The 12677-nt window shown below is 35.0% G+C and carries 19 protein-coding genes and 1 pseudogene; 2 read left to right on the top strand and 18 right to left on the bottom strand.

Annotated elements, in window-relative coordinates:
• Positions 1-23: 23 nt before the first annotated feature.
• Positions 24-260: a hypothetical protein gene (locus J2S05_RS18000; RefSeq protein WP_306985274.1), complete on the bottom strand. Its 237-nt coding sequence runs from the start codon at positions 258-260 to the stop codon at positions 24-26.
• Between the two features lie 477 nt (positions 261-737).
• On the bottom strand, positions 738-893 hold the full coding sequence (locus tag J2S05_RS18005) for a hypothetical protein (RefSeq protein ID WP_306985276.1): 156 nt from the start codon (positions 891-893) through the stop codon (positions 738-740).
• A 275-nt stretch (positions 894-1168) separates the two neighbouring features.
• Between J2S05_RS18005 and J2S05_RS18010 the strand changes: the two genes are divergently transcribed.
• Together J2S05_RS18010 and J2S05_RS18015 are read left to right on the top strand one after the other, a co-directional pair.
• Positions 1169-1990, top strand: a complete 822-nt coding sequence (locus J2S05_RS18010; RefSeq protein ID WP_306985278.1) for a hypothetical protein — start codon at positions 1169-1171, stop codon at positions 1988-1990.
• A gap of 144 nt (positions 1991-2134) precedes the next feature.
• A complete protein-coding gene (locus J2S05_RS18015) occupies positions 2135-2275 on the top strand; it encodes a hypothetical protein (protein ID WP_306985279.1) in 141 nt (46 codons plus the stop codon).
• 273 nt (positions 2276-2548) lie between these two features.
• Here the strand turns inward: J2S05_RS18015 and J2S05_RS18020 are convergent, their stop codons facing one another.
• From J2S05_RS18020 to J2S05_RS18095, 16 genes and pseudogenes are all read right to left on the bottom strand, one after another.
• Positions 2549-2785: a hypothetical protein gene (locus J2S05_RS18020; protein WP_306985281.1), complete on the bottom strand. Its 237-nt coding sequence runs from the start codon at positions 2783-2785 to the stop codon at positions 2549-2551.
• Positions 2786-2909: 124 nt separating this feature from the next.
• Complete coding sequence (locus J2S05_RS18025; protein ID WP_306985283.1) at positions 2910-3929, bottom strand: peptidoglycan recognition protein family protein; 1020 nt, start codon at positions 3927-3929, stop codon at positions 2910-2912.
• The gene (locus tag J2S05_RS18030; protein ID WP_306985284.1) at positions 3926-4360 is read right to left on the bottom strand and encodes a phage holin family protein; all 435 of its coding nucleotides are present in this window, start codon (positions 4358-4360) and stop codon (positions 3926-3928) included. Before J2S05_RS18030 ends, J2S05_RS18025 begins: the two co-directional genes overlap by 4 nt.
• A 62-nt stretch (positions 4361-4422) precedes the next feature.
• Entirely contained in the window at positions 4423-4755 is a 333-nt protein-coding gene (locus J2S05_RS18035; RefSeq protein ID WP_306985286.1) for a hypothetical protein, read from the bottom strand.
• Between the two features lie 165 nt (positions 4756-4920).
• A complete protein-coding gene (locus tag J2S05_RS18040) occupies positions 4921-5139 on the bottom strand; it encodes a hypothetical protein (RefSeq protein ID WP_306985288.1) in 219 nt (72 codons plus the stop codon).
• A 601-nt stretch (positions 5140-5740) separates the two neighbouring features.
• Positions 5741-6355: pseudogene (locus tag J2S05_RS18045) on the bottom strand (DUF4393 domain-containing protein).
• Between the two features lie 252 nt (positions 6356-6607).
• Positions 6608-6805: a hypothetical protein gene (locus J2S05_RS18050; protein ID WP_306985290.1), complete on the bottom strand. Its 198-nt coding sequence runs from the start codon at positions 6803-6805 to the stop codon at positions 6608-6610.
• A 202-nt stretch (positions 6806-7007) separates the two neighbouring features.
• The gene (locus J2S05_RS18055; RefSeq protein ID WP_306985292.1) at positions 7008-7997 is read right to left on the bottom strand and encodes a phage tail protein; all 990 of its coding nucleotides are present in this window, start codon (positions 7995-7997) and stop codon (positions 7008-7010) included.
• A gap of 24 nt (positions 7998-8021) precedes the next feature.
• The gene (locus tag J2S05_RS18060; protein WP_306985293.1) at positions 8022-8258 is read right to left on the bottom strand and encodes a hypothetical protein; all 237 of its coding nucleotides are present in this window, start codon (positions 8256-8258) and stop codon (positions 8022-8024) included.
• A 519-nt stretch (positions 8259-8777) separates the two neighbouring features.
• Positions 8778-9446, bottom strand: coding sequence for a terminase large subunit domain-containing protein (locus J2S05_RS18065; RefSeq protein WP_306985294.1), 669 nt, complete (start codon positions 9444-9446; stop codon positions 8778-8780).
• Entirely contained in the window at positions 9439-9735 is a 297-nt protein-coding gene (locus J2S05_RS18070; RefSeq protein ID WP_306985296.1) for a hypothetical protein, read from the bottom strand. Before J2S05_RS18070 ends, J2S05_RS18065 begins: the two co-directional genes overlap by 8 nt.
• A 5-nt stretch (positions 9736-9740) precedes the next feature.
• Positions 9741-10073, bottom strand: a complete 333-nt coding sequence (locus tag J2S05_RS18075) for a DUF2513 domain-containing protein (protein ID WP_306985298.1) — start codon at positions 10071-10073, stop codon at positions 9741-9743.
• A gap of 480 nt (positions 10074-10553) precedes the next feature.
• Entirely contained in the window at positions 10554-11198 is a 645-nt protein-coding gene (locus J2S05_RS18080; protein ID WP_306985300.1) for a phage holin family protein, read from the bottom strand.
• On the bottom strand, positions 11198-11392 hold the full coding sequence (locus J2S05_RS18085; RefSeq protein ID WP_306985302.1) for a hypothetical protein: 195 nt from the start codon (positions 11390-11392) through the stop codon (positions 11198-11200). The genes J2S05_RS18080 and J2S05_RS18085 overlap by 1 nt, the downstream gene beginning before the upstream one ends.
• Before the next feature lie 34 nt (positions 11393-11426).
• Positions 11427-11633, bottom strand: coding sequence for a hypothetical protein (locus J2S05_RS18090; protein ID WP_306985304.1), 207 nt, complete (start codon positions 11631-11633; stop codon positions 11427-11429).
• Between the two features lie 284 nt (positions 11634-11917).
• Entirely contained in the window at positions 11918-12559 is a 642-nt protein-coding gene (locus J2S05_RS18095; RefSeq protein WP_306985306.1) for a hypothetical protein, read from the bottom strand.
• Positions 12560-12677 lie beyond the last annotated feature (118 nt).

Consider the following 12677-nt stretch of genomic DNA (forward strand, 5'->3'; position numbering starts at 1 on the left):
TTCAATGGCTCTCTTTTCTATTATTAAAATATAATTCTATCTGTCACAGCATCATCTTCTGTTTCATAAGCATTAATATATTTGATACTCTCTAGATTTATAGAATAAATTTCATCATCGCTTTCAAAAACATAAAAATTTTCTTTACGTTTTATTATATTGACTATTGCTTCCTCAGTACTACTTGCTTCTACAACATGCTCAATCGTGTCAGCGAGAGGGTTTGGATCGTTAAAGTGAAATATAATTGTATGTTTCATAACTTGAACCTCCCCATTATTTGAAGTTAGGTAGTGTAATTTTAATCATTAGATAAGCTTAGTAACGTGAAAAAAGGTCAATAACTTTTCGGTTTTTGAAATTTTAATTTTTCTAAAGATAACAAAGGAATCATAATAACGCAAAATACCAAGAAAGAAATGAACGCATTTAACAAGCTCTTTTTAAATAAATTGATAAGAAGTAATTAATTGCCACATCGTATGAGCAGAGAGTGTTTAAGTAATCGGAGAGCAGCAGGTTTGTAATGCTCTGAATGATGCTGAAGCACTTCTTTTGCGTTTAGAGCGTAGTCGTATTCTTTGAGGTCGTGGCGTTGGATGAATGTGTGATTGATGTTTTATAGGTTTGGGATTTGTATGCATGTAGCACCTCCTAAATACGAGATTCGACATTATGCATTATTATCCTTTAAAATACAAAATTAAAATTAGTTGCTTATAATATAATTTTTATATTTATTTGACCACCCATTTCAGTTCAAAAGCGGCACCTATTAACTTTTGATTAGGTATCCGTTTCACAAAGATACGTAACAAATCACCCTTTCTTAATAATACATTATTAAGAATTACACTAAAAATTCTAGTTGCAATCATTAGATCTTTGTTCATAATCCTACACCTCCTCTTGTAGTTAGCACTACATTTTTAATATATGTAATATTAAAAGAAAAATTTCCGAAAACGGAAAGTTTAAGCTTTCATAAATTATTTGCTTTATGTAGAATGATTTAGAATCTAACGTTTCCATAGGAGGGATAACTCTGATAACAAATTTAGAAGATTTAAAACACCAATTAAACATAGGACTTTCAAATCATAAGTTTCAAACGGCTTTTTCTTCTTTAGAAGATGGGTTAAATTCATACTTTTCGACGTACCAATCCGTGAAAAATGATATTGGTTTTTTTGAGAAATTTAAGTTTACTGAACCTGATATAGACACTATGCCTTTAGATTATAACAGCCAATATATTAAAAACTATATAAATACTATTTTTCATTTACATCACTTTTTCGAACTTTACATGAAGTTTACACTTGAGGAACTGGGGATTAACTTCAAAAACGATAACATGCCTCAAATACGAAAAAAAATCAAAATTAATTCTAATGCTAGATTTAGCAGTTCAATAGATGATATTGAGAAACTCAATAACTTAAGAAATAATTTGGTTCATAATGGCAAGGATTTTCTAAGGTACGAATCATTGGATATGTTAATGGGAAGAAAAATTCTCCCTCTACTCATCTCCATTTTTTCAGAAGATAAAAGACTCAATAATAACATTAGATTAAGCAAATTCAATCAATCATCTTTAAATCTAAATATATTTAAAGAAATTGCAAAAGAAACGAAGAATAATCGAAACTATTCACCTAGAAAAGTAGCTTTTTTAAAGGAAATGGCTCGAGCTTCATATCAAAACCCCTTAAATTCACCTTGGAATAAATTCTATAATTATGATAAACAAGCTTTATTAAAAGTAAAAGAGATAAAAGGCGATCATAGCTATAAAATTTATATTTGTCCAGTTTGTGATTTAGAATCTTTAGTAGGAAGTAAGGAGCAAGATTTTGAGGAGGGTGAGTATCATATTACTTACATTTCAGAAATGAAATGTTATTGTTGCTCTTTCGAATTAACTTCTCATATTTCTGAACCTCAAAAAATGGGTTACAATGTTCCGTTATATTGGGATATATGAAAAGTACCAAAAAGTCCCTAATAGAAGAGATCTCATTCAATCGTGACTATCAAATAAACCAACAGACCTATCAATCTGAAATAATAACCAAATAAGTACTTTCAAAATAGGTATTATGGTTTATGAAAGAGGGAGATGTACTTAATGGATATCAAAGAGATATTAGATAACTTTCTCCTTTTGTACTTCGGAAATGAGGACCACTCTAAAGCTCAGAACTTACTAATAAATTCAATTGACTTAGAAACACAAGATCAAGTTGAAGAATTCTACGAACTGGTATAGAAGTATGACAAAAACTATGAATATTATAATGACTTACTTAGAATTTGCGCGGGTTCTAACGAAAGCACTAGAGATAATTACAAATATAATTAAGCCCCTCCAAGCGGAAGGGCTTTTCTTCTTCATTCTTTAAATTTATAAATAATTTAATTAGTGCGTATAGGATACACACTATAAAGAAAGCGTTAAAGAACATTTCAACATAGTTAGGTTGTGATATAAATTCTTTAACTGGACTAATATCCATTTCTACCACACTCTTATGTTAGCCTACTAAGCATATTCTTTTTCATTTCTAGAAAATAACCCCCATATTAATAATACGACACCTATTATTAACGTTAAAATTGATAAATTTAGCAAGCTTGACGGAAAGCCTTCCGTATCTAGCCGATTCATAACTAAACCAGTTGATGCACCATCAGCCATTACCCCTGCAAATATGTACCGACTCACAAATAGAATAATAGCTCCATGGATTAAAATTGATCCACTAATCATTTTGCCCATAGTTAATCCCCCCTCCCCTTAGCATAAAAGAAATGATTTGGAACACACTCCTTTTATACTGTTACCTTTAGAAACCATAGACTAAGCATGATCGCGGGAAGAAAGGTGTTGTTCTTAAGAAAGATTACTTTACAACTTGCAATAATCTAGCTCTCGTAGCTGGACCATAGACGCCATCAGCATCTAGTCCATTAGTGCTTTGGAATCTACGCACTGCATCAGCTGTGTTAGGACCATAAACTCCATTGTTAGGCGCTCCCTTTTCAGGATAGAAGTACACACTTGCCAATGCGTTTTGTACAGCTCGTACATTGGCACCTGAAGGGAATGGACGAATAGCTCTCAACACAACGTTAGGCAAGCTCAACTTAGCTACAGTTGTTCCAGAGCCTTTTGTAACTGAACCACTATTGGTGTCAGCTGCATAAGTGACATGATTGCTGTTAGCCGTGATAAATAAACCATTTAGCAATTCAAGCATCTTTGATCCACTCACCGTGTGCTCACCAACTACAGTAAACACTTCACCAGCTTTCACTGTTTGATAACGAGCGTTCCAGTCTTTCTTGTCATAGACCCACATATCGGAAGTTTTTACATGAACTGTACCACTACCCACAATGGATTCTTCTCCGCCACCAGTAATCGGTTTAGGTTTCGGCTGAAGTGGAGCATTTTTAACTCCATCAATTAATGCTTTAAACGCATTCCATTCCTTAAGTAAACCAGCGGGGCAATTTTTACCTGTCCAGAATTGATGCGTAACAACACGACTAGAAGGAATCTTGTGCTTAGACATTAACTGTCTCGTTAACCGTGCAACATTTTGCTTGGCCTTGTTGTAGTCTCCATCACTATTGACACAAAGTTCAATACCAATCGATTGACGGTTCCCTGATCCACCAGCATGCCAGCCCAGTTCATTGTCTGGTAGATGCTGAATGATTTCTTTATCATCCACCGTGTAGTACCAAGAAACTGAACGATTTTGAGCATCTTGTCCTTTAACATACATTGAATGCATCTCAGCATTCGCACCTCTATTTTTATTTGCTGTTTCATGCTCTGTAATATAAGTAGGTGTGATCTTAGTTCCTGGACGGTTGCGGTTACTAGTTGGAATTAAATCTTGTTTAATCTTCATTTCTCTTCACTCTCCTCTGATTTTGGTTCTTCTTCTGGACCATACTTATCAAACCCGCGTAACTTTTCTTGAATCATTGGTGTTACTTTCAACCCAATGTGTGCTGCATTCTCAGTGATTGATAGGATTTGATTGGCCATATAAAAAAGCACAGTCGCTGTAGCAACCATGCCGTTTAAATCAAGTATTGTGTCTACAATGTCTACAACATTTGCCACGATGATAATAGCGAAAATTGCAATCTTACGAGCATAACCAAACAACGCGGATCGACTACGCAAGTCCTTATTCTTGATGGCTTTCAAAATGCCTGTGACGATGTCCACCAACATAAGGAGGACTAATAAATTAAGATAGCTTACTTCTCCGAAGAGATACAGCTTGGCGACCTCTAGACTTTCTAAGTTAAAAAACACTGATATTTGCTCCATTGCGACACCCTTTTCTTTTAATATAAAAAGCAACCCCTATGGGCTGCTTTGGTAAGACTTGGCTAGTCATTAAGTTGTTTTATGCCAATTGAGAGCAAAGAGATAATCCCTTCATAAAACGCAATTATCATTGTGACAATAATTACTTTCTTTGAAATATAAATATCACCAATATTATAGTTATATTCCGCAGTGCTGCTAATCAACCAAATACTAGTTAAGAAATTCACTATTTCCTCAGCTCCGGTTAGCTGGAAAGCAAGTAAAAGCCCAATTAGAATGCCTAAAAAACCCTTAATAAATTTATTCAAAGTTCCTAACACCTTCATTACTGTCGCAACTACCAAAATGATTAGTACAATGACGATTAAAAAAACTAATTTAAATGTTTCCAAGTTATTCTCCTTTAATATCGTTATTTGAGATTTAAAACCTCCTATCTAGTATTAAATAAATGTTTATGAAAGTGGAAAATAAATTTTAGCTTTTTTTCTTGAATTAATTCAACCCTCCTTAGCATAATAAAAAACCCTCCAAGTGGAGAGCTATACTAAATATTCTTAAAGATCGTTAGTTCTTGTCTTTTTTCTATCTTCACTCACTTGTAGATAGAATAGAGTCAAGCTTATACCTGACTCTAGGATAGCAACAAATATTAAAACTCCCCCTATAAGTTTCTCAAAGTCTATTATTGGAATCATTACGTCATTCCTTTGTAAGACCAGAAACAATGCTAATACCCCATACATTAAACTTTTAAATAAGTTTATTCCTGTCAAAACTGGACCCTCCTTTTATCTATACCTAATACTTCGACAAAATGAGGGAAACCTTTTATTTTTGAGACAACTGTCTTTTATTCTAGTGGTTCTATATATTCACTAATAAAGTTATCAGTTTGTAAAGGAATAAAAAGTTCTTTAGATGAGATCGTCCATTTAGCTATTAAATGACCAAAAAAATCAATGGGTTCTCCACTTTCATTGATCCTTAAAGCCTTAATACGAAGATGTTTACCTTTAAAATCATCTAAAACACTAGCATGTTGAATAGCGTCAAATGTGAGATCATTATTCAATTCGCTAGCGTGTAACCTAAAATTTTATTCCACTTATCTGATGATTGTTTTACCTCAACATGCCAAACATTAGATATTCTCACGAAACCCCTCCTATATATCTTACATTTTTATACATCGGTATAAAGGAGGAAATCTTTTAATTAATTATTTTCAACACACTAACTCATATGGCTACCTCATCACAATTTCTGTTAGAACTTCCTCAATGGTGCCCATCCTCCCTTTTTAGATTTTTGTAGAATGAGGCGATCACCCCTTTCAATGGAATAAGAAAAAGCCCTCCGTGTGGAGAGCTTAATTTATTTTTGAATTGCCTTTAAAAAATGCAAACCAAAAGGAGTAAATTCATAAATCCCTTTTGATTCATGAATAATAGATCCTTTAAAATCAGGGCTTTGTAATAATATCTTTGCAATATTTTCTTTTTTTACCTTAAGTGAATTTATAATAGTATCATAATCCTCTTCTCTTGTGCTAATATGAAAATTTCTATTACTTTTTATTAATCCTAATTGATCTAAATGCGTTAAATAAAAGCCCTCCAGATCTTTATAATCTAGTTCTATAATGAGAGGAATTTCAGTGTTATTATCACTTATTGTAAATGATTCACCGTTCTCATCATATCGATCTAAAGAAACAGAAATAAAGTGTTTTCGTTCCTTTATCTTAAATTAGTTTAAGATTTTCGCTTCATCCTTAGAGAGGTTTCTAATAACTTGAATAAAACTCGGATGTGAGTTTCTAGATTTATCTATATGAGAGGCATTAGTTAACAAATTTATAAACATTTCAGCTACTTCTTCATTAGTTATTTTAAGTAGTTCCTCTATTACGGGTAACCCAATCTCAGGAATTACAGTTCCTATTTCATCATCTGGAATAACATCAAGATTTTCTCCGTATTTTTTCATCCATTTCTTGAAATAGAAATTAGCTGAGGTGCTTGCCAACTTTGCTGGTAGTAAAATTGTATTAGATAACTCTAGAACTGTTTCTAAAGCTTGGCCAACTTTTCTCAGTCCTGGTTGAGCTAAGTCTGGATAAACTAACTTAATCACTTCAACACTACTTTCACTTAACTTGCCAATACCTAACTTATCACTCACTAAATCCCCCCCCTTTTTCACCTATACCTATTAATTCGACAAAAAAGGAGGAATCCTTTATTTGTTTTTTCCAGTCTCTTTCTTCTCATCCTTATCACGCAACTGCGCTCTCAAATCATTAATCTCCTGTTGAGCCACAGAAAGAGCAGCCCTTGTTGAAATTAATTCCGCTTCCTTCGATCCGAGAGTCATAACCATTTCTTGATGAACTTTTTCTGCTAATGCTTGATCCTTATCCTGCTTTTGCTGTTCCATTTTGTAAATCCTCCAGTTTGGCTTCTAATCCATTGATTTGATCTTACAAATCTTCAATTCGTTCAACCTTCTCATACATTTCTTGGATCGCTTTACCGAAACTCAATACACCATCTGTTTCTGAGGATAATTCATTTAATTCTCACGATCTCCACCGTAGACAGTCACATTATTAGCATTAAGCTGACCAGTTGTTATAGCATCAGCCACGATACCTGCAGCTGTCATAGCAGTTACAGGTGTCGCTCCACCATCTACTGAATAAAAAAACACCACCTGAGTTTAAAATCACTCGATGGTTAGAGTTAGTCTTTTCGATTAGGTGAAGCTCATTATCAAAAACGACCTCAGTCATAGCGCTGTGCAATGCTTCTGTCGCAATCTTGATCGCATCATCTAACACATTGTAAGGAAGCTTCCCTTGTCCATTTAAGAGACGATCCACCTTTTTTGAAGTGTTAGCAAAACGAGTGACTGTATCTGTCATACGCCTACGGATACTGGATAAAGTGACGCTAGTGTCGATTGGATCTAAGTTAGCATCCAAGACCTCGTTAATTTCCGCAATTCTTGCTTCTGCTTGAAAGTTCCCCATTGGCTCATAGACTATAAAACCCCAATCACCTTCTGTCGGTCTACCTTCTGTGTACCCAGTAGCCGTAACTTCTGCCAATGATACAGTCACACTCAACTGTGGTTGATCTATGAGGGTACGTTTGAGATAAGCCTGCATGTTAGATGGCACCGTTCTGCGCTCATCATACTCTGCGTCAGCATGACGAATCCCGAAAATTTCGGCGTTAGGAGAAGTGTATTTCTCATGCACAGGAAACGTGCCGTCTTCTCGTTCCTCACCGCCAAAGCCTTCAATATAAGTTGAGAAGTTGTTAGTATCCTCTTGCTTGTCCATTCCTTTTAAATTGACGCCCCAACGAAACTGGAAGTCTGTTTTGACACCTATCTCTCGTTTGATAGTGACTGTCTTAGACTGAACTGTAAACTCTGCTCCATACCGTTGCAAGACGTTCTGAAAAAGAGAAAGACAATTATCGCGACCAAAGTTTTCGAATGACTCAGACATGAAACTATCGACCACAACAAAGTTGTAAGGTGTAGGACCAAACACGCGATTGAGTGCTGCATTGAATGTCTGTGATCCTGTAAACGTCTCGTACTGAAAGCAATCATTCATGTCTATAAAGAATCGGTGTACGGCTTAAGCCTGCTTATATGACTTGTTTCCAAATTCCTTCTCATTCACTTGGCGAATGATGTCCTCTGCATTTCTGAAATGAACAATCGCCTCTGGTCGAATTAATTCAAACGAAGGATCATCTGGATAAATAGAAAAGGTCAATGTCTTTTCACCATTGACCTTGCCGTTGTATGTGAGTTCTTTAAAAAGGGTGAGAGGTTCATGTTTGCCGTATAGATCTTCTATGAGTAATGGCATGGTTCCCTCCTTTCTGAACAATACAAGTTTCTACATATAGAGAACCGATTGCAAATATTTTTTAACTACTCTTGACAAGTCATAGTTCAAGTGGATACATTTCATTTAAGTTATAAAAAAAGCGAGGTGATCATATGAATAAGCCTTCAAGTCTTTGCAAATGCGATAAACCAGAACCAAAACACACTCCATATCCTAAATCATCATCCGTGTTGGTCCCATTTGGTTTAAACGATTGCAAGTTGTGCGACAAACCCATCATCCGTTCTATTTAATAAGAGCTCTCCTTATATGGAGAGCAATACATATTACTTTATTTCCTCAAATGATCCATTAGATGTACCGATGTTTTCGTATTGTTTAGGTATCCGATAACGTCATAGTTAATGATTTGCAAATCTAGTGAACCTGCTTGCAAGCTAACGTTCCCCATATGCTTAACCGTTCTACGTTCAAAGCCACTACCAATGCAATAATAGTTGATTCTATTTCCAATACAAATATTGTTATACAAGTCGACTATAGATCCGTACGTCGGAGCGATACCAGCCTTATGGTTATGGTTGAACTGGCAGTTATTAATCGACCCGGTGCATCCTTCGTGATGGCTGATGCCGTCAACGCCGTTATAGTCTCCTGTGCAGTTAAAGAAATGGGTATCCCCGTAGAAATGCATATTGAACCCATCGTTCCGCGCTTTGGAGCCTCAATTTTGGAGAGTGTATCATTATAACGAATCTCGCTTAGCGTTCTCTCAAAATGCTTATTTAACACTGGAGAACTTTCTACCATCGCTTTACATTCGTTAAATAATACCTTCGCTTGAGCCTTAGAGTTGGCAAGTTGATAGACACGAGCTCCTTTTTCTCCATCTTTACTCGTTCCGTATATTGAGAGCCCAGATCCCATACCTGACTTACCGTTCTTTCTTGCGACTAGAATAAGGCCTTCTTTAAATCGACGGTACTTTGTTTTCATGTGAACCCAACCATACATAGAACCAATAGCGAAGTGCTGCCAGTCTTGCATAACAATCGAATCATAATCACCTTGAGACGGTTTGCAGAATTTCTCTATAAAGCCAATGTTTAATACAAGACCTCTACATGATCTCCATGCTTTAGACTTATAGAACTTCGATGACTCCTTGTCTCTCTTGTACTGATCGTAATGACGTTGCCTACTCACGCTTGACCTGCTGAAGCTCTGCTTTACAACTGGTGATAAGCTCCTGGTATTTCTCGTTCGACATTCTGCCACCGGTCTTATACGCCTGGTCGAACTTAAGCTGCAGCTCTTTGAGGTTGTCTATCATAGAACTGAGTGTGCCTGCCTTGTCATTGAGCTGTTCGAGATAGATCGATAGGTTCTCTGTGTAAAGTCTCAACATCACAGCTTCATGTTGTAGTGCCCCTTCGTATGCTTCTCTAGTAATCGTTCCTTTCACAAACTTAAGTTGTTCTTTCGTTAATGACATCAGCTTCACTCCTTCATAGACTTTAGAACAATTTGTTTGGCCATATATTGAATGGTTTCAAATGATACAGAATCTAAAGTAAGATTCATTTGTTCTAAGTGCCACTTGATAGCATCCCAGATCCGATCGTCTCTGATAGATGATAGTAGCTCATGTCCTTTATAAGTGAGATCCACTTCATGTTCTGATGATCTAATAGTTCCTGTATCTAAGTATCCTTCTTGTGCTGTTAGAAACAGATGCTGTATTCTCTTCTCTTTGTCTTCCACATCTTTTGTTATTACACCTGATTCAATCTCTAATAGTATCTCTCGAACGAGCTCCTTATCTAGTTTCATTTACTCACCTCTTTGTATAATAAAAAGCACCTACTTTTTGTAGATGCTAATGCTCGTTTTATGAAATTAAAAAGAAAGGAAATAAAACTAGCAAATCACTGTTTGCTAGTTTCTTTATATTTTTCTTTCTTAGTAGATCAAATGGCGTACAAAGACGTACATCAAATGGCGTACGATGATTGTGTACAACAAATGATGTACGAAGGAGAATTTAGTGGTTGAAATTCAATCAAGAAAATTTCCTGTTATTCTAATTCTTGTTCATATGTAACATAACCACCTGACGAATATCCTTTAACTTCTTTCTTAGATTCTTTGAAAGTTATAAATTCCGTCATAGTTTTCACGTATTCAGTATGAGTGATCCTACCTTCTTTAACTAATTAATATAGAGCTACCTAAAATGATTTAGTTATATTCATCACACTTATCATCTCCTTAGGAAATATAAAAAGAGCCACCCTCTGGATAGCCCGTTCTCTACTTTTCATACTTACGTTTCTTCTCTATTAATTGGTAAAGTGATTTATCAATGTGAGTTATAGCAGCCCTAATAATACTTTCTTGTCTTTCTCTAAACTCATTATCCTTTTTATCATTATAAAATCCCATTACATAAAGCCTATTATAATCTCTCATATTTTCTATTAATGATTTTGCAAACCCAGCATCTTGAATGTATCTATGTGTATCTCTGAAAGCTTCTAGTAGTTCATCTTGGTATTCAATTAGTTTGAACGCATAAGCTTGTTCTTGATTGGTGCTAATATCCGAAGTAACTGACATTACATTTATTGCTAAGTTTTTTGCTTTCTCTAAAGCCGCATAAATATCATAATAAGAATCCATAAATCTGTTTATTTTTTCTAGTTCTCTTCTTTCTTCTTCTATCTTACGTGAATTTTTGTTTGCAACCATAACACCAATTAAGGTCACGGCCCCTCCAAGAATAGAACCACTAAATCCAACTAATGCAATGATTAAGTTTTCGCCCCATACCCCTAAGGTTGTCATTAGAGCCCAAATTATAATAAGCAGGATCATTAAACTAAAAAAAAGCATAAATGCCATTATATAATTTTCATACTTATCAAAAATCCTAGTAAATAAACTTTCTCTATACACTATGCCGTCCACCCCGGCTCATAGGTATACACAATCGCTCCACCGTGTTTAGCTGCACCTCTAAAATTCTTGAACTCCTTAATATTAAATAGCGCAGGTTGGAACGCTAAGAAGTCCGCTTTCTCGACTCTATATTCGCTTATATCACCGTTCTTTAACTGTTCTAATATCTCTTTTGCCATCTCTTCTGTCATCTAATCCCCTCCACCCATATTATAGCAAAGGCAATCATATATCAGCGATCCCTAACATGAACATTTGATACATCACAAATAAAATTGTTAGGCATGCAACTGGCTGAACAATCCAAATTGGCATACGCAACCATTTTAATATTAGTCCTACAACAATTCCTGCAATTAATGAGCCAAAGAATAATATCCCTAACCTAATTGCCATCTCTGTAAAGATGCTATTATCTACGTCTCCAAACATTTTCTCACCTCACCTACCGTATCGGATGTGGAAGTGAGTTGTTTAACACGCATAAAGAGGACTGCCATGTAGGTAGCCCTCTTTTTATGTATTACTTGGTGTATCATAACATGATAATCGTTACCATATTGACCTTTTAGATCTTTTCCAGTGCTAGTTACGATCTGTGCTAATTTAGACGGCACATCGGTATATTCTTTTATACTAAAGTTTTGATATATCTGACCTTTTTGCATCATCACACCCCCTGCCACCTTATTCGACAGCAAGGGTCATTTTACTTCTCATTTCAATTCTATCCGATAATAAGCAGCATCCGCTTCTCTAGAAGTAATTTCAAAATTTTCAGCAGCCATATTAGCAATTAAAGAATCGTGGTATGAAGCGTTATAAGTAGCGCCATAATCTGTAAGCATATTGAATTGGTGTTTCATGTATCGATGAATAGATTCATCACTTGTGTTTAGTGAAGGGGTGGCAATGTTTTTCAATACCTCTGACTCAAGTACTTTTTCCTGATCATTTATTGTTAAATAAGACCCGGAGTAATATGAGTGAAACTTATAGGAATTCTTATAATCGTAAAATGTTAGGTTTTTTATATAACAAGATGCATCACCACACCTAAGATAACTATTCATTTTTTCTGTTGCACTTTGAAGCAGAATATATTTATCAATGTTATTTAAATCCTTAAATTCTGTTAACATTACCTCCAAAGTTATATCGTAACGTCTTCCTCCAGATAATTTATCAAGTAATTTAATATTGTAATCGACTTCTTGGTAATATTCTTCTAAACCAGACCCTTCAATGGAATTAACTAATGATTCATTAACTTCTTCAGCACTCGGTGCACCACTAAAAATAATAATAATAAAAATAAATATAAGTCCAAATAATATAGACACGTTCTTCCAATTCAATTAATACACCTCATAATATAAAATTCGATCTAGTTAATTATACCATTTATTTAGTGCTTTTTTCTCAAACAGATTTTATTTATTATTCCACTCAAAACCACACACCAACGATGCCTTA

It is taken from the genome of Alkalicoccobacillus murimartini (assembly GCF_030813245.1).
GTDB lineage: Bacteria > Bacillota > Bacilli > Bacillales > Bacillaceae_D > Alkalicoccobacillus > Alkalicoccobacillus murimartini.

Bases quoted from the DNA above. Each gene is read 5' to 3' on its own strand.
- J2S05_RS18085 (WP_306985302.1), bottom strand. From the start codon at position 11,392: ATGACAGAAGAGATGGCAAAAGAGATATTAGAACAGTTAAAGAACGGT.
- J2S05_RS18090 (WP_306985304.1), bottom strand. From the start codon at position 11,633: ATGTTTGGAGACGTAGATAATAGCATCTTTACAGAGATGGCAATTAGG.
- J2S05_RS18005 (WP_306985276.1), bottom strand. From the start codon at position 893: ATGAACAAAGATCTAATGATTGCAACTAGAATTTTTAGTGTAATTCTT.
- J2S05_RS18075 (WP_306985298.1), bottom strand. From the start codon at position 10,073: ATGAAACTAGATAAGGAGCTCGTTCGAGAGATACTATTAGAGATTGAA.
- J2S05_RS18050 (WP_306985290.1), bottom strand. From the start codon at position 6,805: ATGGAACAGCAAAAGCAGGATAAGGATCAAGCATTAGCAGAAAAAGTT.
- J2S05_RS18020 (WP_306985281.1), bottom strand. From the start codon at position 2,785: ATGGGCAAAATGATTAGTGGATCAATTTTAATCCATGGAGCTATTATT.
- J2S05_RS18030 (WP_306985284.1), bottom strand. From the start codon at position 4,360: ATGGAGCAAATATCAGTGTTTTTTAACTTAGAAAGTCTAGAGGTCGCC.
- J2S05_RS18000 (WP_306985274.1), bottom strand. From the start codon at position 260: ATGAAACATACAATTATATTTCACTTTAACGATCCAAACCCTCTCGCT.
- J2S05_RS18060 (WP_306985293.1), bottom strand. From the start codon at position 8,258: ATGCCATTACTCATAGAAGATCTATACGGCAAACATGAACCTCTCACC.
- J2S05_RS18015 (WP_306985279.1), top strand. From the start codon at position 2,135: ATGGATATCAAAGAGATATTAGATAACTTTCTCCTTTTGTACTTCGGA.
- J2S05_RS18055 (WP_306985292.1), bottom strand. From the start codon at position 7,997: ATGAATGATTGCTTTCAGTACGAGACGTTTACAGGATCACAGACATTC.
- J2S05_RS18070 (WP_306985296.1), bottom strand. From the start codon at position 9,735: ATGTCATTAACGAAAGAACAACTTAAGTTTGTGAAAGGAACGATTACT.
- J2S05_RS18025 (WP_306985283.1), bottom strand. From the start codon at position 3,929: ATGAAGATTAAACAAGATTTAATTCCAACTAGTAACCGCAACCGTCCA.